Here is a 20,819-nt window from a genome sequence, read left to right on the forward strand (position 1 = left end):
AAACGCGTATTAGCTGCCGAACCAGATCGTCGCGGATATTGCAGGCAGCGCCAGCACGCCGTCCTGTATTGTCGCCTTGCCCTCTTTGCTCTTCCACGCAGCGACATTCAGCAGCGGTGAATCATCCAGCACCACTTCGCAGGCCTCGCCCCGGTTGATCGCCACCAGCACGCGCTGCTGGTTATAAACGCGGGCAAAGACCACGACGTTATCATGAGCGTATACCACCTGGCAGCCGCCGTAGCGCAGGGCAAGACTCTGCTTACGCAGCTTCGCCAGCCGCTGATACAGGCTGAACAGCACTTTGTCCTGTTTCTCTGGTGACCACGGGAAGGTTTTGCGGCAGAACGGATCGTTGTTGCCGTCCAGCCCCACCTCGTCTCCGTAGTAGATGCACGGCACGCCCGGCCAGGTGAAGAGCCAGGTGACCGCCAGCGGCAGACGCGCGACATCCTTGCCCAGCAGGGATTTAAAACGCGCGGTATCGTGGCTATCGAGCTGGTTAAACATCCGCAGCTGCTGCTGATGCGACAGCCCGGCGCGGTAGTTCTCCATCCACGCCATGCAGGTTTCCGCGTCGATATGATTTGGATCGTAGGAGATATCGGTGTTGGCGAGGAATCCCCACAGCGGAAAGGTAAAGCCGCGATAGTTCATCGCCGCATCTTCCGCATCATTCTGCAGCCACTGGCGCGCGTCACCAAAGTGCTCGCCAAAAACGAACGCTTCCGGCTGTGCGGCTTTTGCCGAGCGCGTTATGCCGGCGACGTGCTGAAGGTTATTCCGCGCCCCGCCCGCTTCGCCGAGCATATGCACCACGTCCAGACGCCAGCCGTCCATATTCCACGGCGCCTTCAGCCAGTGTCGGACGATGCTGTCTTCGCCGCCGTAGATTTCATTAACGAGCGTTGGCGACTGGAAATCCAGCTTCGGCAGGCTCGGGTAGCCCAGCCAGTCCAGCGCGCGGCCCTCCTCGTTAAAGCTGTACCAGTCGCGCTGCGGCGAATCCGGGTTATGACATGCCCCGCCCATCGACTGGTTATGCCGATCAAACCACGCATGCGAATCGCCGCTGTGGTTGAACACGCCGTCCAGGATCAGGCGCATCCCCTCTTTTTGCGTATTCTTACGCAAGCGCAGCAGCGCCTCGTCGCCGCCAAACTGCTCATCAACGTGGCGATAATCTTCGGTATCGTATTTGTGTACGCTCGGGGCTTTAAACACCGGGTTGAGGTATAGCGCCGTCACGCCCAGTTTTTTCAGGTACGGCAGCTTTTCGCTGATACCGTCGAGATCGCCGCCGTAGAAGGTCGAGCCGCCCGCCTGCGCGGTTAACGGCTCATCCCACGCATTCAGGATAATGTCGTGGCCCGCGGCATGGTGGTAATAGATCTTATCCTGGTCGGCAGTGCGCTTTTCGCTGCGCGCAAAACGGTCCGGGAAAATCTGGTAAAAGACCTGATCGTTAACCCACTGCGGGCCGTTATCCGGATAATCGACCGCAAACTGCTCCAGCCGTGCAGGCGGGAAACGGCTAAACCCCTGCGGGGTAAACCACAGCTGGCGGTTGTTCCACAAAAGCTTAAAGCTGTAGCGGCGGCGCGGCTGTCCGCTACTCAGGTCGATATTCGCCCGCCAGGCGGTGATCCCCGGCTGCGGCTGGCTGCGCAGCTTGTGCATTTTCAACCCGGTCTCTTCGTTATCGATTTCGGCGCGGAGCGTCACGCGATCGGGCTGGTTTTCCCCCGCCAGCCAGAGCGTAATCACAAGGTTGTCTTTGTTTTGCTTAACAAATGGGGCAACCGGAAGGTGCCAGGCGTTTAACATCACGAATCCCCTCTGATGAAATTGACGTCACCTTGCCACAGGGTGGTTAAGGATAGCTCACCATGATGGGATTTATTGGGGGAGGAGGACGGGGGAGGAGTTTTTTGGGGGGTAAAAGGGAGTGTAGGCCGGGTAAGCGCAGCGCCACCCGGCATTTTTACCTTACTGCGCTTCCGCCAGCTGACGGTCGCGGCGGCATTTGAACACCCAGCCCACCAGCAGCAGCACGATCCACGCGCATCCCACGTAGAGCGAAATGCGGGTGTCCGGATGGTAGCCAATCAGGCCAATGATAAACACCAGGAAGATCAGCCCCACGACGGTGGTCGCCACCCCGCCAGGTGCTTTGAACTTCAGCGCTTTCGCCTCATCCGGCGACAGGCGACGGCGGAAGGCAATCTGCGACAGCAGGATCATGATCCACACCCACACCGTCGCGAAGGTCGCCAGGGATGCAATCACCAGGAAGACGTTCTCCGGCATGATGTAGTTCAGATAAACCGAGAACAGCAGCGCCACGGTCATCACCACAACGGTCACCCACGGCGTGCCGCGGCGCGAGGTTTTGGCGAACACCTTCGGCGCGCTGCCCTGCTCTGCCATGCCGTGCAACATACGCCCCACGCCAAAGACGTCACTGTTGATCGCTGAAAGCGACGCGGTCAGCACCACAAAGTTGAGAATGCTGGCGGCAAACGCAATGCCCATATGCTGGAAGGTCAGGACAAACGGGCTACCGTTGGTACCCACCTGATTCCACGGGTAGATGGACATGATCACAAACAGCGTACCCACATAAAACACCAGAATACGCATCGGCACCGAGTTGATGGCGCGCGGAATGGATTTCTCCGGGTCTTTCGCTTCCCCGGCAGTAATACCGATAATCTCGATACCGCCGTAGGCGAACATCACCATCTGCAGGGACATCACCATGCCGAGCCAGCCGTTGCTGAAGAAGCCACCGTTGCTCCAGAGGTTATGGATCCCGGTCGGCTGCCCGCCGTTGCCAATCCCCCAGATGATGATCCCGAAACCGGCCACAATCATGATGATAATGGTGGCGACCTTGAAGAAGGAGAACCAGAACTCCAGCTCGCCGAACACCTTCACGCTCATCAGGTTGACGGCGCAAATGATCAGCACCACGCTCAGCACCCAAATCCAGTGCGGCACCGCCGGGAACCAGACGCCCATATAGATGCCAAACGCCGTCACGTCGGCTATTGCCACGATCAGGATTTCGAAGCAGTAGGTCCAGCCGGTGATAAACCCGGCCAGCGGGCCGAGGTTTTCCTGCGCGTAGCGGGAGAAGGAGCTGGCGGAGGGGTTATGAACCGACATTTCGCCGAGGGCGCGCATGATGATATACGCCGCCACGCCGCCGATGATGTACGCCAGCAGCACGCTTGGACCGGCCATTTTGATGGCATCTGCCGAGCCATAAAAAAGACCGGTGCCGATAGCCGAGCCCAGCGCCATAAAGCGGATGTGGCGCGTGCTCAATCCACGTTTAAGTTTGTTAGTGCTTTCCATTTAAATCTTGCCATTCAACACGAAAAAAACAAAAAACCACGGGGCCTTAAGCCCCGTGGTTAAACAGTTTGTTGCCGTTGATTAATGGGCGTTCGATGCGACCTGACGCCCTGCAGCACGATCCCAGATAACCGCCAGAACCAGTGCAACAACGGTAGGCATCAGCCAGGCCAGACCCTGCTCGGACAGCGGCAGACGCTGTGTCCAGGCTGGCAGAATTTCAGCGAACGCTGATGCTTTAATCCCGTCAAGGATACCAAAAATCAGGCTGATAAACATGGCTGGCGCAATAATTCGTGAGGAGTTGTTCCACCACGGGCGGGTGAAGCTCAGCACCACCAGCACGATGCACGGCGGATAGATCGCCGTCAGTACCGGAATAGAGACCTGAATCAGGTGGCTCAGACCGAGGTTGGATACCGCCATGGAGAAGATACCAAGGATAAACACCAGGGTGCGGTAAGAGAGCGGCAGGTACTGCGCAAAGAACTCAGCACAGGCGCAGGTCAGGCCAACCGCGGTAACCAGGCAGGCCAGGAAGATGAGCGCCGCCAGCAGCATACTGCCTGCACCACCGAAGGTGTGCTGGACGTAGGCGTGCAGGATAGCCGCACCATTCGCGTTTTGATCGACCAGCATCGCGCTATCGGAGCCCAGGCGGAACAGCGCCAGATACAGCAGCGTCAGGCCTACACCGGCCATCAGGCCAGCCCAGATGGTGTAGCGGGTCAGCAGACGCGCTTCGGTCACACCGCGGGAACGCGCGGCGTTAACGATAACGATACCAAACACCATCGCGCCCAGCGTATCCATCGTCAGGTAGCCGTTCACAAAGCCGTTAGAGAACGCGGCGTTTTTATAGGCGTCCATCGCGTCGCTAATCGGGCCTGCGGGCCAGACGATAGCCGCCACCGCCAGAACAATCAGCGCCACAATTTTCAGCGGAGCCAGGAAGTTACCCACGGTATCCAGCAGCTTGCCCGGATAGAGGGAAACCAGAATCACGATAGCGAAGTAGATCAGGCTGTAGATGAACAGCGGCATCGCGCCGTCACCGGTCAGCGGAGCAATACCCACTTCAAAGGAAACGGTCGCGGTACGCGGGGTGGCAAACAGCGGACCCACGGCCAGGTAGCAGACGGTAGCCAGCAGAACGCCCGCCACTTTGCCAATCGGGGTGCTGAGGCTATCCACACCGCCGCCGACTTTCGCCAGCGCGATGACGGTCAGCACCGGCAGACCCACGGCAGTAATCAGGAAACCAAACGCGGCGGTCCAGACGTGTTCACCCGCCTGTAAGCCAACCATTGGAGGGAAAATGATGTTGCCTGCGCCAACGAACAGCGCAAATGTCATAAAGCCCAGCGCGATGATGTCACGCGATTTTAAGTGATGGGTCATAAAACCTTACTGCCTGTGGATGTGGTGTTGAAAACATTGAGATTTTCGCTGCCCCTGACGGGACGATACAGCCGAAAATTTGCTCAATTTTAGCGGGATATGCTCCCGTCCTGGCGTGGAGAAGAATAGTTTTTCGATTTACCACGCAAATACAGTCGGTCTGACAGTATCTGGGGGGCAATTTAAACGCTTATAACGTTTAAAGGCAAGGTGGGATCGTAAAACCAGAACAATATGCCAGCATGAAAATACACTCCAGCACAATACGCTAATTATAAGAAAAACCCATGGCTAATCATGCGAACAAAAAACAGCCAGCCGTATAAAATTCACACGCGTTTCGCTTGACTGCAAAGCAAACGGGCCAGCGATGGCTGACCCGTGGAAAGGTAAAATGACACGCCTGCCGTCAGGCGATCTTTTTGGCAATTAATCGTTCCGGGATCACGAAGCTGAAGCGGGTTCCTTTACCCAGGGTACTCTGAATATCGAGACGGCTTTCATGGTGATTCACCGCGTGTTTCACAATCGCCAGCCCCAGGCCGCTTCCGCCCGTCTGCCGCGATCGCGCTTTATCCACGCGATAGAAGCGCTCGGTCAGACGCGGAATATGCTCCGGCGCGATCCCCGGCCCGTTGTCTTCCACGCTAAACTCGGCCCCCGTTGGAGTATGCTGCCAGCGCACCACGATCTCCGTCCCTTCCGGCGTATGGTTTACCGCGTTATACACCAGGTTGGAGATAGCGCTGCGCAGCTCATCTTCACTGCCCAGCACCTTTAGCGTGTTGTCGACCTCAAAGGTCAGGTGGTGCTTTTTGTGGCTTAACGTCTGCGCTTCACGCTCCACGACCCGCAGCATCATTGGCACATCAATGGTGTCATTCAGCGCGAGCGTGGGTGCTGCTTCAATCTTCGAGAGCGTCAGCAGCTGCTTCACCAGGCCTTCCATCCGGTGCGTTTGCTCGCGCATGGTGTGCAGCGCTTTTTCACGCGGCGCACCTTCCAGCGTTTGCTCCTGCATCATCTCCAGGTAGCCCTGCAGCACGGTCAGCGGGGTACGCAATTCGTGACTGACGTTGGCGAAGAAGTTGCGGCGCGCCCCTTCCAGCTGGTGCATCTGGGTGACATCGCGCGCCACCATCAGCCACTGCTTATCGCTGTAGGGCATCACGCGGATCTCCAGATGGCGACCGTTATTGAGCTTGAGATTGTGCGGACGGGTAAAATCACGCTTTTTCAGGTACAGCGTAAACTCGGGATAACGCAGAAGGTTGAGGATATTCTGGCCATTATCATCCGGCCAGCGCAGGCCCAGCAGCTGCTGCGCCAGGCCGTTACACCAGAAGATCGTCCCTTCTTCGGTGGTCAGAATGACCGCATCCGGTAGCGACTCCGCACCGCTGCGAAAACGCTTAATCAGGCTTCCCAGCTCGCGGCGGCGCTTTTTATTTCGCATCTGCATCTGGTGCAGACCGTACAGCAGCGGCTCCCAGCTGCCGCTTCCGGGCGGCGGCGTCATGCTTCGATCAACCCACAGCCACCAGGAGAGGCGCAGCAGGTTCCAGAAATGCCAGATCAGCAGCCCGGTGACCGACGCCAGCAGAAACCACGGCAGATGTCCAAGAAAGGCCCCCAGAATGAAGGCCGGAATACAGCATAAGATCAGTTCAAAGACAAGCCTTTTCCATGACAGACGTTCCAGCACGCGTCACACTCCTGTCATTGTTCAGAAACGGGTAGAAAAACGATAACCCGTGCCGCGGACCGTCTGCACCATGCGATCGTGGCCGCTCAGTTCCAGCGCTTTTCGCAGGCGGCGAATATGTACGTCAACCGTCCGGTCTTCGACATACACGTTAGTTCCCCAGACGTTATTCAGCAACTGCTCGCGGCTGTACACGCGTTCCGGGTGGGTCATAAAGAAGTGCAGAAGTTTAAATTCGGTAGGCCCCATGTCGAGGGGATTTTCACCGGTCATCACGCGGTGAGAAGTCGGATCAAGGCTCAGCCCCTGCATCTCAATCACCTCTTCCACCGCCATCGGCGAAATACGGCGCATCACGGCTTTAATGCGGGCCACCAGCTCTTTGGGGGAGAACGGTTTGGTAATGTAATCGTCCGCGCCGGTCTCCAGACCGCGCACACGATCCTCTTCTTCTCCGCGCGCCGTAAGCATCACAACCGGGATGTCGCGGGTCAGCGCTTCACGCTTCAGGTGTTTGATAAACTGCAGTCCGGAGCCGCCGGGCAGCATCCAGTCCAGCAGAATCAGATCGGGCCAGGGTTCATTCAGCTGGTTCACTGCGCTGTCATAATCTTCCGCTTCAACCGGCTGGAAGCCGTTTTGCTCGAGCACGAAGCACACCATTTCACGAATTGGAGCTTCATCTTCTACGACCAGAATACGTCTCGCCATACTTTGCCCTGTCTTATCTTATTTACGTTACAAGTTTGTAATTCGGCGCCATTATGCGTCAGATTTATGACAGATTTATGAAAAACAGAACCACTATAAATGGCAAACTGTTGTTTTATTACAGCGGTTATTTTCCCTTCTCTGAACGTTTATAATCCTGCTTTCTCTTTTTTGCCACGGATCAGCTATGCGCATACTTCACACCTCGGACTGGCATCTGGGTCAAAATTTTTACAGCAAAAGCCGTGCGGCTGAACATGAAGCGTTCCTGAACTGGCTGCTGGAAACGGCCCGGACGCATGAGGTGGACGCGATTATCGTGGCGGGAGATATTTTTGATACCGGCTCGCCGCCAAGCTATGCCCGTGAGCTGTACAACCGCTTCGTGGTGAATCTGCAGCAAACCGGCTGTCATCTGGTGATTGTCGCCGGCAACCATGATTCCGTCGCGACGCTTAACGAATCCCGCGACATCCTGGCGTTTCTCAATACCACCGTCGTCGCCAGCGCCGGGCACGCCCCGCAGATCCTGAAAAAGCGCGACGGGTCGCCCGGGGCGGTACTGTGTCCGATTCCCTTTTTGCGTCCGCGCGACATCGTGCAAAGCCAGGCGGGGCTGTCGGGCGCGGAAAAGCAGCAGCATTTGTTACAGGCGATCGCCGACTATTACCGCCAGCAGCACGCCGAAGCCTGTGCCCTGCGCGGTGACCAGCCGATTCCGGTGATTGCGACCGGGCACCTCACCACCGTCGGGGCCAGTAAAAGTGACGCCGTGCGTGACATCTATATCGGCACGCTGGATGCCTTTCCGGCGCAGCACTTCCCGCCCGCCGACTACATTGCGCTCGGGCACATTCACCGGGCGCAGATCGTCGGCGGCTGCGAGCACATCCGCTACTGCGGCTCGCCCCTTTCGCTCAGCTTTGACGAAACGGGCAAAGCCAAATCCGTACATCTGGTGACCTTCTCCGACGGAAAACTCAGCGCCGTCGACACGCTGGAGGTGCCCGTAACTCAACCGCTGGCGGTGCTGAAAGGCGATCTCGATGTCATCACCGCCCAGCTGGAGCAGTGGCGCGGCGTCGAGCAAGATCCCCCCATCTGGCTGGACATCGAAATCACCACCGACGACTACCTGCACGATATTCAGCGGAAAATCCAGGCGCTGACCGAAGACCTGCCGGTAGAGGTCTTGCTGGTGCGCCGCAGCCGCGAGCAGCGCGAGAAAATTCTGCTAAGCGCTCAACGCGAAACGCTCAGTGAACTGGGGGTCGAAGAGGTATTTGAACGCAGGCTCTCACAGGAGGAGATTGACGATGCGAAGCGCGCAAGGCTCAGCGAACTGTTCAGCCATACCCTACGTGCGCTCAATGATGAGGAAGAAAACGCATGAAAATTTTGAGCCTGCGCCTGAAAAATCTCAACTCCCTCAAGGGCGAGTGGAAAATTGACTTTACCGCTGAGCCGTTTGCCAGCAACGGGCTGTTTGCCATCACCGGCGCAACCGGGGCAGGTAAAACCACCTTGCTCGACGCCATCTGTCTGGCGCTTTATCACGAAACGCCGCGCCTGAATAAAGTCTCCCAGGCGCAAAATGACCTGATGACCCGCGACACCGCCGAGTGTCTGGCGGAAGTGGAGTTCGAGGTAAAAGGCACCGCCTATCGCGCCTTCTGGAGCCAGAACCGGGCGCGCAACCAGCCGGACGGCAACCTGCAGGCGCCGCGCGTGGAGCTGGCGCGCTGCGAAGATGGCAAAATCCTGGCCGACAAAGTGACGGATAAGCTGGAGCAAACCGCCGCACTCACCGGGCTGGACTACGGGCGCTTTACCCGCTCGATGCTGCTCTCTCAGGGGCAGTTTGCCGCCTTCCTTAATGCCAAACCGAGCGATCGCGCCGAGCTGCTGGAAGAGCTGACCGGCACCGAAATCTACGGTCAGATTTCCGCCATGGTGTTTGAGAAACACAAAGCGGCCCGCAGCGTGCTTGAAAAGTGCGAGGTGCAGGCGGCGGGCGTCGTGCTGTTGAGCGAAGAACAACAGCAGCAGTTACAGCAAAGTTTGCAGGCACTTACTGACGCAGAGAAAACCCTGCTGGAACAGCAGCAAAACCAACAGAAACATTTTCAGTGGCTTACGCGCCATGATGAGCTCGTGCGCGAGCAACAGCGCGTCGCCGCAATGCAGCAGCAGGCGCAACAGGCGCTGACGGACGCTGCGCCTGAGCTGGCAAAGCTCCAGCTCGCTCTGCCCGCCGCCCAGCTTCGCCCGCTCTGGGAACATCAGCAGGAGCAAACCGCGCGTCTGGCACAAACGCAGCAGCGAATTATCGAAGTAAATACTCGCTTACAAGCCAGAACCGCGCTGCGTTCACGTATTCGCAATACCGCCCTGCGTAACCACGAGCCGCTTCAGACCGAACTGACGGCGCTGGCGCAGTGGCTGACGGAGCACGAGCGCTATCGTCTGTTGGGCCAGGAGATTGCAGGCTGGCGCGCCCAGTTCTCTCAGCTTAACCGTGATAAAACGCAGTTAGCCTCGCTTGCTGCGCGGATAGGTGAATTACGCAACAGGCTGGCTGCGATGCCGGAAAACGCGCTGACGCTGACGGCGGATGAGGTCAGCGCGGCCATGGAGCAGCAGTCCAGGTCCCGCACGCTGCGCCAGCAGCTGACGTCGCTGCATGCCCGCTATCAGCCGCTGCAAAAGCGCCTGCGCCAGAGCAGTGAAAGCGTGCAGAAGGCGCAGGCCGAACAAAATAAACTCAATGAAACGCTGACGCTGCGCCGCCAGCAGTACAAAGAGAAAAACCAGCACTATCTCGACCTGAAAGCCCTGTGCGAAACCGAAGCGACAATTAAGAAGCTGGAGCATTACCGCTCCCGGCTTGAGGCGGGCAAACCCTGTCCGCTGTGCGGTTCCTGTGAACATCCCGCCGTTGAGCAATATCAGTCGCTTGAGCTGACGGATAACCAGCGCCGCCGTGATGCCCTGGAAAAAGAGGTCGTCGCCCTTAAAGAGGAAGGCCTGCTGGTGCTGGGACAGGTCAATGCCCTGACTCAGCAGATCCAGCGCGAGACAGACGACGCGAAGACGCTTTCTCAGGAAGAGCAAGCGCTCACTAAAGAGTGGGTGGCAGCCTGCACGTCCCTGAACATTACCTTGAATATTCAGGACGATATCGCGCCATGGCTGAACGAACAGGAACAGTACGAGCGCCAGCTTTATCAGCTCAGTCAGCATCTCACCCTGCAGAACCAGCTCAACGAACAGGACGCGCAGGAGCGGCAGTATCAGCAGCAGCTGGCGGCCACGCGGCAGGCGCTGGAACATGCCCTGCTCGCGCTCTCGCTTAACGCACCTGAAGAGGGTCAGGAAGCCGCCTGGCTTCAGGCCCGTGAAGCTGAATTCGCGCAGTGGCAGGAGAAGCAAACGCAGCACGGCGTGCTTCAGGAACGCATAAACGCCCTGAAGCCGCTGCTCGACGCGCTTCCGGCAGCGAACAGCGAAGACGCCGAACCGGTTATTCCTGATAACTGGCGCACCATCCACGACGAGTGCGTGTCGCTGCAAAGCCAGCTTACCGCGCAACAGCAGCAGGAAGCGCTGGAGCGAGAGCGCCTGCAGCAGTCGCAGACGCAGTTCACCGCGGCGCGCTCGGCGAGCTGCTTTGCCGACCAGGACGCGTTTCTTGCCGCCCTGCTGGATGACGATGCCATTCACCATCTCGAACAGCTGAAACAGTCTCTGGAAAACCAGATCCAGCAGGCCGCGGCGCTGTGCGGGCAAGCTAACCAGCAGCTGCAGTCTCATCTGGCGCTGCGCCCGGAAGGGCTCGACGCCGATGCCGCCACGCTGCAAAGCCAGCTGCAGGAGCTGGCGCAACAGCTGCGCGAGAACACCACGCATCAGGGCGAGATCCGCCAGCAGCTTAAGCAGGACAGCGATAACCGGCAGCACCAGCTGGCGTTGATGCTGCAAATTGAAGAGGCCGCGCGCCAGGCAGATGACTGGGGTTACCTGAACGCACTGATCGGCTCCAGCACCGGCGACAAGTTCCGTAAGTTCGCCCAGGGGCTGACGCTGGACAATCTCGTCTGGCTCGCAAACCAGCAGCTTAACCGCCTGCACGGGCGTTATTTATTGCAGCGTAAGGCCAGCGACGCGCTGGAGCTGGAAGTGGTGGATACGTGGCAGGCGGATGCGGTCCGCGATACCCGTACCCTCTCCGGCGGCGAGAGCTTCCTGGTCAGCCTGGCGCTGGCGCTGGCGCTTTCCGACCTGGTAAGTCATAAAACGCGGATCGATTCCCTGTTCCTGGATGAAGGGTTCGGCACGCTCGACAGTGAGACGCTGGATACGGCGCTGGATGCGCTCGACGCGCTGAACGCCACCGGGAAAACCATCGGCGTGATCAGCCACGTTGAGGCGATGAAAGAGCGTATTCCGGTACAGATCAAAGTGAAGAAAATTAACGGGCTGGGGTACAGCAAGCTGGATAAAGAATTTGCCGTGCAGTAAAGGTCCACTCCACATGTAGGCCGGGTAAGGCGTAGCCGCCACCCGGCTTTTTTATTGTGGCTACCTGAATTCGCCCGGTGGCGCTTCGCTTACCGGGCTTACAGAGCCGTTTATTCTGGCCACAGCCACGCCGCGCCGCGCACGCCGCTGGAGTCCCCGTGGACGGCTTTGCGGATCGGCGTTTCACACTCGCCGCCGAAGACCCACTGCTTCACCAGGTTCGGCACCGTGGCGTACAGCCGGTCGACGTTGCTCATGCCGCCGCCCAGCACAATTACGTCCGGATCGAGAATATTCACCACGTGCGCCAGGGATTTCGCCAGCCGCATTTCATAGCGGCTCAGGGCCAGCTCCGCCACCGGATCCTGCGCTTCGACCAGACGCATGATCTCATTTCCCTTGAGCGGCTGGCCGCTCAGGCGGTGGTAATCGGTCGCAAAACCGGTACCGGAGATAAAGGTCTCAATACAGCCCTGCTTTCCGCAGTAGCACGGCACTTCGGTGCGGTATTTGAGTTCGTCTTCATCCATCCACGGCAGCGGGTTGTGCCCCCACTCGCCCGCGGTGCCGTTACCGCCGATATGGGCGCGCCCGCCGAACGCTACGCCCGCACCGCAGCCGGTGCCGATGATCACGGCAAACACGGTCTGGGCACCGGCCGCCGCGCCGTCGATGGCCTCAGAGACCGCCAGGCAGTTGGCGTCGTTGGCCAGACGCACTTCCCGCTTCAGGCGCGCGCTTAAATCTTTATCAAACGGCTGACCGTTGAGCCAGGTGGAGTTGGCATTTTTAACCACGCCGGTATACGGCGAGATCGACCCCGGTATCCCCATCCCGACGCTGCCGGTTTGCCCTGTCGCCTGCTCGGCCATCTCGACCAGCCTGGCAATCGTCTCGATAGTCTGGTGATAATCATCGCGCGGCGTTGGCAGACGATGGCGGAACAGCTGCTCCCCCTGCTCGCTCAGTGCGATGACTTCTGTTTTGGTGCCGCCCAAATCGATCCCAATACGCACAAGACTCTCCTCATTATTTTGATTATCAACAGAGTAGAAGCACGCTTCCCGATTAGCAATGCAAGCGATGCGACAATTCGTTATCATGCCCGCTGATTTAACGACAAGGCCGTGGAAATTATCATGCTGTGGTTCAAAAATTTGATGGTTTACCGTCTCAGCCGCGACGTTTCGCTGCGTGCAGAAGAGATGGAAAAACAGTTAGCCGCTTATACCTTTTCCCCTTGCGGTAGCCAGGATATGGCGAAAACCGGTTGGGTTCCGCCAATGGGTTCACAAAGCGATGCACTGACCCACGCCAGCAGCACGGGTCAAATCATCGTCTGCGCCCGTAAAGAAGAGAAAATACTGCCGACGCCGGTGGTTAAGCAGGCACTCGAAGCGAAAATTCTCAAGCTGGAAGCCGAACAGGGCCGCAAGCTGAAAAAGACCGAAAAAGATTCGCTGAAAGATGAAGTACTGCACTCCCTGCTGCCGCGCGCCTTCAGCCGCTTCAGCCAGACCATGATGTGGATCGACACCGTTAACGGGCTGATCATGGTGGACTGCGCCAGCGCCAAGAAAGCAGAAGATACGCTGGCCCTGCTGCGTAAAAGCATCGGATCTTTACCGGTCGTTCCGCTGGCGCTGGAAACGCCGATCGAGCTGACGCTGACCGAATGGGTACGCAGCGGTGCTGCGGCTCAGGGTTTCCAGATCCTTGATGAAGCCGAGCTGAAAGCCCTGCTGGAAGATGGCGGCGTGATCCGCGCGAAGAAGCAGGATCTGGTGAGCGATGAAATCGCCGTCCACATCGAAGCGGGTAAAGTGGTCACTAAACTGGCGCTCGACTGGCAGCAGCGTATTCAGTTTGTGATGTGCGACGACGGCTCCGTGAAGCGTCTGAAGTTCTGCGACGAGCTGCGCGATCAGAATGAAGATATCGACAGGGAAGATTACGCTCAGCGTTTCGACGCGGACTTCATCCTGATGACCGGCGAGCTGGCGGCGTTGATTCAGAATCTGGTGGAAGGTCTCGGCGGCGAAGCGCAGAGATAACGGGCAAACCGTAGGCCGGGTAAGCGTTAGCGCCACCCGGCTAATTTTTTATTTCAGGTAGCGGCACAGATAAGAGGTAGGTTCAGCCACCTGCAGATGGAACTCACTGTGGCCAGGGACGTTGAAAACCTGTCCGGCTGCGTAAACTTTCCATTCCGTTTCACCCGGCAGTAAGACGTTCAGCGCCCCGCTGACGACCGTCATCTCTTCCGCTTCCGCCGTGCCGAAGGTGTATTCCCCTTCCGCCATGACGCCAACGCTGGCGCGGCCAGTGCTGCTGCTGGTAAAACCAATGGATTTCACTTTACCGGAAAAGTATTCGTTACTCTGAAGCATGAACTGGCCCTTATATTTTTAGATAAAAATTCACTATAGGGGCCATGCTCATCACCTGTCACGCAAAATCATTACATGAGCAGTTCCGAGGCCAGGCGAGCCATCAGAACGTTGGATAACAGCACCGGCACATCCAGCGCTTTTTGCAGTAAATCACGATGATGCTGGTGGAACCCCAGGCAGTCCAGAATCAGGACATCGGCCCCTCTTTCCAGCAGTTCCTTCCCGGCCGCAATGAGTTTGGCCTCGCTGTCCCAGAACGGATTGGCCAGCGCGTACAAGGGCACTTTTTCCAGCACGTGCCATTTTGCCTCCTGGTTATCCATGAGCTCCTCGATGGGGACAATCACCCCCACCTGATGACCATCCACGATGGAGGCCACCAGCGGCGGAATGATGCGCATCGGTTCCAGCAAAATCGCATTGCGCGCCGTAAGTCCCTTTATGGGGGCGGTGCTCATCAGCAAAATAACGTCATAGCCCTGATTATCGAGCACTTCTATTACGCCCTGCAGCGAGCGCTCGATCTTCTGGCGGGAAACATGCGCCAGTTTACCGTCACTTAATAACGTCGCCAGGGGATCCTCCCCCGCCTCGACAGCGTAGTCCTCCATGACCTCTTCCCGACTCATCTTGCCCAGCAGGCTGAGATGCGTAATCTGTTGTTCAGATACATGCTCGGTTAAGAGCGGTAACACTTCGCTTACAGGGACCACACCAATGGTGAGGATCGCCAACGTTGCCTTCATCTTTATCGCCTTCCATTACTCCAACATCGTGCACACAGGTACAGGCTCACTACGCTGCACAGTTCGTTTTTTCAACAAAACAGCACCAAGCGTAGCAGGTGATCCCGACACCGAAATGTAAAGATCGCCTGCCGATACCAGAGTTACTTGTATTAACTAAATATTAACTCCTGCTTAACTTTTACGATGAGTAAAAAGTGTGATTCAGGCACGATCCTGGAGCGTTTAGGAAACCGCTCAGGTTATGTCGGGATCTTCATAGCGCCGCTTCGCATCCAGCGCTTCCTGTTCCGTCTCGTGTTCACTGATCAGCGAGTCGGGTTTGGGGTGATCGGCACGTAGTTGATACCAGGTCACAGTGTGACCTGTCTGGCCTTTTTCAACGGTCACAATGCGCGCTTCACGCGGATAGGGAGGTCTTGTTGGCATAGCTCATCCTTTTTTTATGTCTGAGCTATAAGTATAGACGCCGCTTAGCTGGCACACGCCAAACGCAGGGCGGTAATAATCTGAATCACAACGTCTTCGGGAGAAGCGGACGCATCCACCACGTGGTGAGCCGCTTCGCGGTATAACGCATCGCGTTCGGCCAGCACTTCACTCACCTCTTCGTTCAGCGGCCTGGAGGTCAGCGCAGGGCGTTGCCCCTCTTCCGGAAAGGCTTCCAGACGCCCAACCAGGGCCGACACCGGCGCGCTGAGGTAAATCACAATCCCCTTTTCGCGCATAAAGTGACGATTACACTCCGCCAGAACAATGCCACCGCCGGTGGCGATCACCGCGGACGGGGTCGTGACCGCTTTCAGCGCGGCCGTTTCGCGTGCGCGAAAGCTCTCCCAGCCTTCCTGCTCAACAATTTCGGCGATGGTTTTTCCGGCCTCGGTTTGCAGCCAGTGGTCGGTATCCACAAACTGGCGATGACACACGCGTGCCAGCTCCAGGCCAACGGTGGTTTTCCCACAGCCGCGGGGGCCAACTAAAAAGATGGGTTGGGTCATAGCCAGGTGTTCCCCTTGATGCCGGAAGGCTGAAGAGTGTAAAGAAATAATTGCAGAAGATGTTGCGATTACTTTACTGCAAAGCGGTACGGGATGACAACCCTGTGGAGGCCACACTGTACCACACATTGACAATAATTATCATTTCGCTGTACGGCGCTTCACTTCCAGCAGCCATTTATCCAGCTCGGCAGCAAACTGCTGGCGATCGCGCTGTGACAGGCTGTCCGGCCCACCGGTCTGCACGCCGCTGGCCCGCATGGTATCCATAAAATCGCGCATCGTAAGCTTCTCGCGGATGGTCGACGGCGAGTATCGCTCACCGCGCGGATTGAGCGCCGCCGCCCCTTTCTCCAGCACGTCGGCCGCCAGCGGAATGTCCGCCGTGATCACCAGATCTTCCGCGCTGCACAGGCGGACAATTTCGTTGTCCGCCACGTCGAATCCGGCAGGCACGCGCAAAGAACGAATGAAGCGCGAAGGCGGCACGCGAATGTTCTGGTTCGCCACCAGCGTCAGCGGCATCTGAACGCGCTCGGCGGCGCGAAATAAAATCTCTTTAATCACGTTCGGACACGCGTCCGCATCAACCCAAATCGCCATATTGTCTCCCCATAATGACTCTGCCGACTATTGTCGCCTGCATTTCGTTGTTAAGCTATCAATCAGAGAAAACAACGCATAATGACGGAGGATCGTGATGGACAAGAAAATCGGGTTTATCGGCTGCGGTAACATGGGCAAAGCCATTCTGGGCGGCCTGATCGCCAGCGGGCAGGTGCTGCCGGGTCAGATTTGGGTCTATACCCCGTCACCGGACAAGGTCGCCGCGCTGCGCGATCAATACGGGATTAACGCCGCCGAAAGCGCGCAGGAAGTGGCCCAGGTCGCCGATATCGTCTTTGGCGCCGTCAAGCCGAACATCATGATCAAAGTGCTGAGCGACATCACCTCCAGCCTGAATAAAGAGACGCTGGTGGTGTCGATTGCCGCGGGCGTGACGCTTGACCAGCTGGCGCGCGCGCTGGGCCATGACCGCAAAATTGTTCGCGCAATGCCCAATACCCCCTCGCTGGTTAACGCCGGCATGACCTCCGTCACGCCTAACGCGCTGGTGACCCCGGAAGACGTAGCCGATGTGCTGAACATTTTCCGCTGCTTCGGCGAAGCGGAAGTGATTGCCGAATCGATGATCCATCCGGTGGTGGGCGTGAGTGGTTCTGCGCCTGCGTATGTCTTCATGTTCCTGGAAGCGATGGCCGATGCCGCCGTGCTTGGCGGAATGCCGCGCGCCCAGGCGTATAAGTTCGCCGCGCAGGCCGTCATGGGCTCCGCCAAAATGGTGCTGGAAACCGGCAAACACCCGGGTGAACTGAAAGATATGGTTTGCTCCCCGGGCGGTACCACCATCGAAGCGGTGCGGGTGCTGGAGGAGCGCGGATTCCGCTCGGCCGTCATTGAAGCAATGGCAAAATGCATGGAAAAATCAGAGAAGCTGAGTAAATCCTGATCGTTTCAGTCGGGCGTCAGGCGGCCACTTCGGTGCGGCTGCGCCCGGCATTTTTCGCCCTGTACAGCGCCACGTCAGCCGCCTTTAGCCATTCCCGATAATGTGCAAACTGCGGCCCCCAGGGGGCAACGCCCACGCTGATGCGCAGCGCCTCTTTTGGCGCGCACGGTAGCGACAGCGTTTCCAGCCGCTCATGCACCCGGGACATGACGGCGATGGCGCTTTCCGCTGCGGTCTGCGACATAATCACCGCAAACTCATCCCCGCCAAACCGGCCGATGGCATCACCTGACCGCACCGACATCTGAAGCTGGCGCGTGATGGCAATGATCGCCTCATCCCCCACGGCGTGCCCCCAGGTATCGTTGATATTTTTAAAGTGGTCAATATCAATCAGTAAAATCGTGGCGGTGCAGCGATCGCGGCGGCAATGCTCAAATTCATTTCGCAGCAGCATTTCCCAGTGTCGGCGATTATAGACCCCGGTCATGCCGTCGCGGGTGCTCATCATTTCCAGCCGCTGCTTGTGCTCAGCAAGCCTGACGGCGGTGCGGTGGCTGAGCCAGGCAAACAGCATGGGATAAAGCACCAGTACGGGAAGCGTTAAGCTCCACTCCACGAGGTCGGGGTTGAAGACGGCCACGCGCCCAACAAGCGGCAGCGTCACCAGCGCGGAGAGCAGAGTCAGCAGGACCCCCGGGATAAACAGACGACAGCCCCCGGAGCCCATCATATTCATTCCGACCATCATCACCAGCGCTGCCGAGGGTAACGCGCTCATCCCCATCACGCCGATCCAGAGCCCGGCGATAATGGCATCGATCTTAAGATTGAACTCTTCCTGCTGATGAGGTGACGCGGCCCGGCAGGATAACTGCCAGGCGAAATGGGGCCAGACGAACGCCCACCCCACCAGTAAAAGCCACCAGCCTCCGGGTAAAAAATGGGTGACCAGCATGCCCGCAACCGGGAAAAACATCGCTGCCAGCCCCACGGCGCGCGCCAGCCGAACGCGCCGGGCAAACTGAATGCCGGCGCGGTGAGGGTCATCCTGAGAAAGGGTTAAATTCCACTCTTCCCGAATGCGCTTTGTGTTGTAATACGTTTCATCATTCATCATTTTTGGGAATATTCTGAAACATTTTCCCAAATTATAGAGAGGGGGTCTGCGGGGAAAGTATGAAATTTCGGGTGAGCCGCCGGAGCCGCTCACCCGTTCGAACTACACTTTTTTCTTCAGGCAGGCACTCATGAACTTGCTGCGGTCATCCCCTTTCAGGGACTGCTCGGTTGCCTTGGCATTACACTCGCGCATCTTTTGCTGCTGAGGCGTCAGGCTTTTTTCAGCTGGCTTTGAAGCGCCGTTTTTGAGGCAGTCGCTCATGTAGGTCTTGCGGGCATCGCCCTTCAGACTCTGAGACGTCGCCTGTTGATTACAGGTGGTCATACGCTGCTGCTGCGGCGTTAATGTTTTCTCTTCCGCGTTCGCCGATGCGACCAGGAACAGGCCGGAGAGCAGAGTAACCAGTAATGTTGTTTTCATTGCACCATCCTTTTGTGAACATTCCCTGTAAGTCTGGTTCGTGACAGGAAAAAAACCACCCGGCAGATGTGATTTCCGCCGGGAATTTATCATTTCAGACCCAGCGCCGCCTTCATGGTGTAGAACAGATCCGTTTGATCGGTCAGGCCTACCACGTTGGCCGCGTGCGGGCCGTAGGCGGCAATGCGCAGCTGGGTGCCGGTGTGCTCCATAGACTCTTCTTCAGAGTTGCCGTAGCTCATCACCATGACGGCGCCATCTTTGGTGTTGAGCGCCTGCGTCAGGCCAGGGGCTTTGGTATCTGGCGGAACGATCTGGCTGGCGTGCGCGTGATCCGCAGTGACGATCACCAGGGTGTTACCGTCTTTTTTCGCGAACGCGAGCGCCTTCTGCACCGCTTCGTCCAGATCGACGGTTTCGCCAATCTGACCGCACGGATTTGCCGCATGATCCTGCTTATCGATTGACGCCCCCTCAACCTGCAGGAAGAACCCTTTTTCGCTCTTGCTCAGCAGATCGATCGCTTTATCGGTCATCGCCGCCAGCGTCGGTACGCTGTCCGTGCGTTTAGGGTTAGGCGTACAGGTCACCGCTGGCTTATCGATATTGCCGTGATATGAGGCTTTTGGACCTTCCCAGCGCACGGGCATGTTGCCGTCAGAGAACAGCCCCAGCAGCGGTTTGTCCTGGTTCGCCTCGGTTATCGCCGCCAGCGAATTTGCGTCACTCACCAGCTGATAGCCGCGCGCCTGCGCCTGCTCGCGCAGCGTTTTGCCCTGCCACTCGCCCGCCGTCGCGGTTTCCGCGAAGGTTTTCGCGCCGCCGCCCAGCGTCACGTCAGGACGCGCATTCAGCAGCTGTTCCGTAATCGAGCCTTTGCCACCTTTTTCCAGCGCGTTCGTTGGGCATTTTTCGCTGGTCACTGACGGGCCGTAGCATTTACGCGAGGTCACGTGTGCCACCAGCGCCGCAGGCGTCGCATCCTGAAGTTCAGCGGTGGAGACGTTACCGGTCGCCAGGCCCGCCGCTTTTGCCATCTCCAGAAGGGTTTGACGATCTTTTTCGTGAATATCCACGCCCAGCGCGCCATTATAGGTTTTCACGCCGGTGGACCACGCCGTGGCCGAGGCCGCAGAGTCCGTTACGTAATCCGGTTTACCGGTTTTTTTATCCAGCGCGTAGTGGGTATATTGTCCGGTCAGCGGTAATGCGTCGATACCTTTAAAAAAGCCGCCCGCCCCCTCGGCATAGTTTCGCGCCGCCGTGATTTCGGAATCACCCATTCCATCGCCAATCAGCAGAATAATATTTTTCGCCGGTTTTTCATTAAGCGAAGCGCGAATGGCGGCGGTTTGATCTTCCGACAATCGGCGCGCGCCGCCGGGCTGGGTGATATCCCCTTTTGCCGCACGATTATCCAGGACGCTGGTTTGCGTCGTGTCAGCATAAATGGCAGGGGTAATTAACAGAGGAAGTAATGCGATGAAAAGTGCGCTCTGTTTCAATTTATTTTCTCCATGTAAAAATACATAAAAATAAAAACAGAGCGACTATAGGCATCCTGCATGACAATTCTATGACACGTCGTTACGTCCTGTGACGGTTTAGCTGCGCGGATGCCTTAACAGCTTCTTTACGTACTGGTGGAGCATCTCAGCATCTTCAACCGGTACCTGCGATTCAGGCCTGACGCTCTCCAGCGCGCCTTCCACGCTCTCAATCAACGCCTGCTGATCGGTTTTCGCCATTTGTCGCAGCAGCGCGGTGACCACAATTTCAAGCGCTTCGACCTGGGCCACCAGCTCTTTTGACTCTTCTTCCTTTTGTGCCAGCTTGACCAGCAATTCAGCAATGAGGTTTTTCATCGTGCCAGTTCCTTTTCAGTTTTATCTGACGTTATCACTCTGAATCCATAATGCAAAGAGAAG

General features: G+C 57.6%; 19 protein-coding genes. 4 read left to right on the plus strand and 15 right to left on the minus strand.

The window, feature by feature from the left end:
* Positions 1-9: 9 nt before the first annotated feature.
* The 5 genes from malZ to phoB form a co-directional block, all read right to left on the minus strand.
* The gene (malZ, locus tag N6P30_RS11600) at positions 10-1,827 is read right to left on the minus strand and encodes a maltodextrin glucosidase (protein ID WP_023293173.1); all 1,818 of its coding nucleotides are present in this window, start codon (positions 1,825-1,827) and stop codon (positions 10-12) included.
* Between the two features lie 162 nt (positions 1,828-1,989).
* The gene (gene proY, locus N6P30_RS11605; RefSeq protein WP_260629945.1) at positions 1,990-3,363 is read right to left on the minus strand and encodes a proline-specific permease ProY; all 1,374 of its coding nucleotides are present in this window, start codon (positions 3,361-3,363) and stop codon (positions 1,990-1,992) included.
* A gap of 81 nt (positions 3,364-3,444) precedes the next feature.
* Complete coding sequence (brnQ, locus tag N6P30_RS11610) at positions 3,445-4,764, minus strand: branched-chain amino acid transporter carrier protein BrnQ (protein ID WP_008503262.1); 1,320 nt, start codon at positions 4,762-4,764, stop codon at positions 3,445-3,447.
* A gap of 409 nt (positions 4,765-5,173) precedes the next feature.
* On the minus strand, positions 5,174-6,469 hold the full coding sequence (gene phoR / locus N6P30_RS11615) for a phosphate regulon sensor histidine kinase PhoR (RefSeq protein ID WP_008503264.1): 1,296 nt from the start codon (positions 6,467-6,469) through the stop codon (positions 5,174-5,176).
* Between the two features lie 21 nt (positions 6,470-6,490).
* On the minus strand, positions 6,491-7,180 hold the full coding sequence (gene phoB, locus N6P30_RS11620) for a phosphate response regulator transcription factor PhoB (RefSeq protein ID WP_008503265.1): 690 nt from the start codon (positions 7,178-7,180) through the stop codon (positions 6,491-6,493).
* Between the two features lie 187 nt (positions 7,181-7,367).
* On the opposite strand from phoB, the gene sbcD reads away from it, so the two are divergent.
* Positions 7,368-8,573 (plus strand): exonuclease subunit SbcD, encoded by a 1,206-nt coding sequence (sbcD, locus tag N6P30_RS11625; protein WP_032664034.1) that lies wholly within the window; start codon positions 7,368-7,370, stop codon positions 8,571-8,573.
* Positions 8,570-11,701, plus strand: coding sequence for an exonuclease subunit SbcC (gene sbcC / locus N6P30_RS11630; RefSeq protein WP_023293176.1), 3,132 nt, complete (start codon positions 8,570-8,572; stop codon positions 11,699-11,701). Before sbcD ends, sbcC begins: the two co-directional genes overlap by 4 nt.
* A 110-nt stretch (positions 11,702-11,811) precedes the next feature.
* Here sbcC and mak read toward each other — a convergent pair whose 3' ends face one another.
* Positions 11,812-12,717 (minus strand): fructokinase, encoded by a 906-nt coding sequence (gene mak / locus N6P30_RS11635; protein WP_021241673.1) that lies wholly within the window; start codon positions 12,715-12,717, stop codon positions 11,812-11,814.
* A gap of 123 nt (positions 12,718-12,840) precedes the next feature.
* Here mak and rdgC point away from each other — a divergent pair, with 123 nt between their 5' ends.
* Positions 12,841-13,755 carry a recombination-associated protein RdgC gene (gene rdgC / locus N6P30_RS11640; RefSeq protein WP_008503269.1) on the plus strand — a complete coding sequence of 305 codons (915 nt, stop codon included), beginning with the start codon at positions 12,841-12,843 and terminating at the stop codon, positions 13,753-13,755.
* Between the two features lie 48 nt (positions 13,756-13,803).
* Here rdgC and ppnP read toward each other — a convergent pair whose 3' ends face one another.
* The 5 genes from ppnP to N6P30_RS11665 form a co-directional block, all read right to left on the minus strand.
* A complete protein-coding gene (ppnP, locus tag N6P30_RS11645; RefSeq protein WP_008503270.1) occupies positions 13,804-14,091 on the minus strand; it encodes a pyrimidine/purine nucleoside phosphorylase in 288 nt (95 codons plus the stop codon).
* Positions 14,092-14,162: 71 nt separating this feature from the next.
* Complete coding sequence (locus N6P30_RS11650; protein ID WP_008503271.1) at positions 14,163-14,840, minus strand: AroM family protein; 678 nt, start codon at positions 14,838-14,840, stop codon at positions 14,163-14,165.
* Between the two features lie 237 nt (positions 14,841-15,077).
* Positions 15,078-15,269 carry a protein YaiA gene (gene yaiA / locus N6P30_RS11655; RefSeq protein ID WP_008503272.1) on the minus strand — a complete coding sequence of 64 codons (192 nt, stop codon included), beginning with the start codon at positions 15,267-15,269 and terminating at the stop codon, positions 15,078-15,080.
* A gap of 44 nt (positions 15,270-15,313) precedes the next feature.
* Entirely contained in the window at positions 15,314-15,838 is a 525-nt protein-coding gene (gene aroL, locus N6P30_RS11660; RefSeq protein WP_032639634.1) for a shikimate kinase AroL, read from the minus strand.
* A 141-nt stretch (positions 15,839-15,979) separates the two neighbouring features.
* Complete coding sequence (locus tag N6P30_RS11665; protein ID WP_021241674.1) at positions 15,980-16,441, minus strand: YaiI/YqxD family protein; 462 nt, start codon at positions 16,439-16,441, stop codon at positions 15,980-15,982.
* Between the two features lie 97 nt (positions 16,442-16,538).
* On the opposite strand from N6P30_RS11665, the gene proC reads away from it, so the two are divergent.
* Positions 16,539-17,348: a pyrroline-5-carboxylate reductase gene (gene proC / locus N6P30_RS11670; protein ID WP_021241675.1), complete on the plus strand. Its 810-nt coding sequence runs from the start codon at positions 16,539-16,541 to the stop codon at positions 17,346-17,348.
* Between the two features lie 16 nt (positions 17,349-17,364).
* On the opposite strand, the gene adrA is transcribed toward proC, so the two are convergent.
* The 4 genes from adrA to iraP form a co-directional block, all read right to left on the minus strand.
* Entirely contained in the window at positions 17,365-18,468 is a 1,104-nt protein-coding gene (gene adrA, locus N6P30_RS11675; protein WP_023293177.1) for a diguanylate cyclase AdrA, read from the minus strand.
* 102 nt (positions 18,469-18,570) lie between these two features.
* A complete protein-coding gene (gene psiF / locus N6P30_RS11680; protein WP_008503278.1) occupies positions 18,571-18,891 on the minus strand; it encodes a phosphate starvation-inducible protein PsiF in 321 nt (106 codons plus the stop codon).
* A gap of 89 nt (positions 18,892-18,980) precedes the next feature.
* Positions 18,981-20,396, minus strand: coding sequence for an alkaline phosphatase (gene phoA, locus N6P30_RS11685; protein WP_021241677.1), 1,416 nt, complete (start codon positions 20,394-20,396; stop codon positions 18,981-18,983).
* A 99-nt stretch (positions 20,397-20,495) separates the two neighbouring features.
* On the minus strand, positions 20,496-20,756 hold the full coding sequence (gene iraP / locus N6P30_RS11690) for an anti-adapter protein IraP (protein WP_023293178.1): 261 nt from the start codon (positions 20,754-20,756) through the stop codon (positions 20,496-20,498).
* Positions 20,757-20,819: the final 63 nt, after the last annotated feature.

The sequence above is a fragment of the Enterobacter sp. PL1 genome (assembly GCF_945957325.1).
GTDB classification, from domain to species: domain Bacteria; phylum Pseudomonadota; class Gammaproteobacteria; order Enterobacterales; family Enterobacteriaceae; genus Enterobacter; species Enterobacter roggenkampii.

Bases quoted from the DNA above. Each gene is read 5' to 3' on its own strand.
- ppnP (WP_008503270.1), bottom strand. From the start codon at position 14,091: ATGCTTCAGAGTAACGAATACTTTTCCGGTAAAGTGAAATCCATTGGT.
- psiF (WP_008503278.1), bottom strand. From the start codon at position 18,891: ATGAAAACAACATTACTGGTTACTCTGCTCTCCGGCCTGTTCCTGGTC.
- yaiA (WP_008503272.1), bottom strand. From the start codon at position 15,269: ATGCCAACAAGACCTCCCTATCCGCGTGAAGCGCGCATTGTGACCGTT.
- brnQ (WP_008503262.1), bottom strand. From the start codon at position 4,764: ATGACCCATCACTTAAAATCGCGTGACATCATCGCGCTGGGCTTTATG.
- aroL (WP_032639634.1), bottom strand. From the start codon at position 15,838: ATGACCCAACCCATCTTTTTAGTTGGCCCCCGCGGCTGTGGGAAAACC.
- sbcC (WP_023293176.1), top strand. From the start codon at position 8,570: ATGAAAATTTTGAGCCTGCGCCTGAAAAATCTCAACTCCCTCAAGGGC.
- sbcD (WP_032664034.1), top strand. From the start codon at position 7,368: ATGCGCATACTTCACACCTCGGACTGGCATCTGGGTCAAAATTTTTAC.
- N6P30_RS11650 (WP_008503271.1), bottom strand. From the start codon at position 14,840: ATGAAGGCAACGTTGGCGATCCTCACCATTGGTGTGGTCCCTGTAAGC.
- N6P30_RS11665 (WP_021241674.1), bottom strand. From the start codon at position 16,441: ATGGCGATTTGGGTTGATGCGGACGCGTGTCCGAACGTGATTAAAGAG.
- phoB (WP_008503265.1), bottom strand. From the start codon at position 7,180: ATGGCGAGACGTATTCTGGTCGTAGAAGATGAAGCTCCAATTCGTGAA.
- rdgC (WP_008503269.1), top strand. From the start codon at position 12,841: ATGCTGTGGTTCAAAAATTTGATGGTTTACCGTCTCAGCCGCGACGTT.
- adrA (WP_023293177.1), bottom strand. From the start codon at position 18,468: ATGATGAATGATGAAACGTATTACAACACAAAGCGCATTCGGGAAGAG.
- iraP (WP_023293178.1), bottom strand. From the start codon at position 20,756: ATGAAAAACCTCATTGCTGAATTGCTGGTCAAGCTGGCACAAAAGGAA.
- proY (WP_260629945.1), bottom strand. From the start codon at position 3,363: ATGGAAAGCACTAACAAACTTAAACGTGGATTGAGCACGCGCCACATC.
- malZ (WP_023293173.1), bottom strand. From the start codon at position 1,827: ATGTTAAACGCCTGGCACCTTCCGGTTGCCCCATTTGTTAAGCAAAAC.
- proC (WP_021241675.1), top strand. From the start codon at position 16,539: ATGGACAAGAAAATCGGGTTTATCGGCTGCGGTAACATGGGCAAAGCC.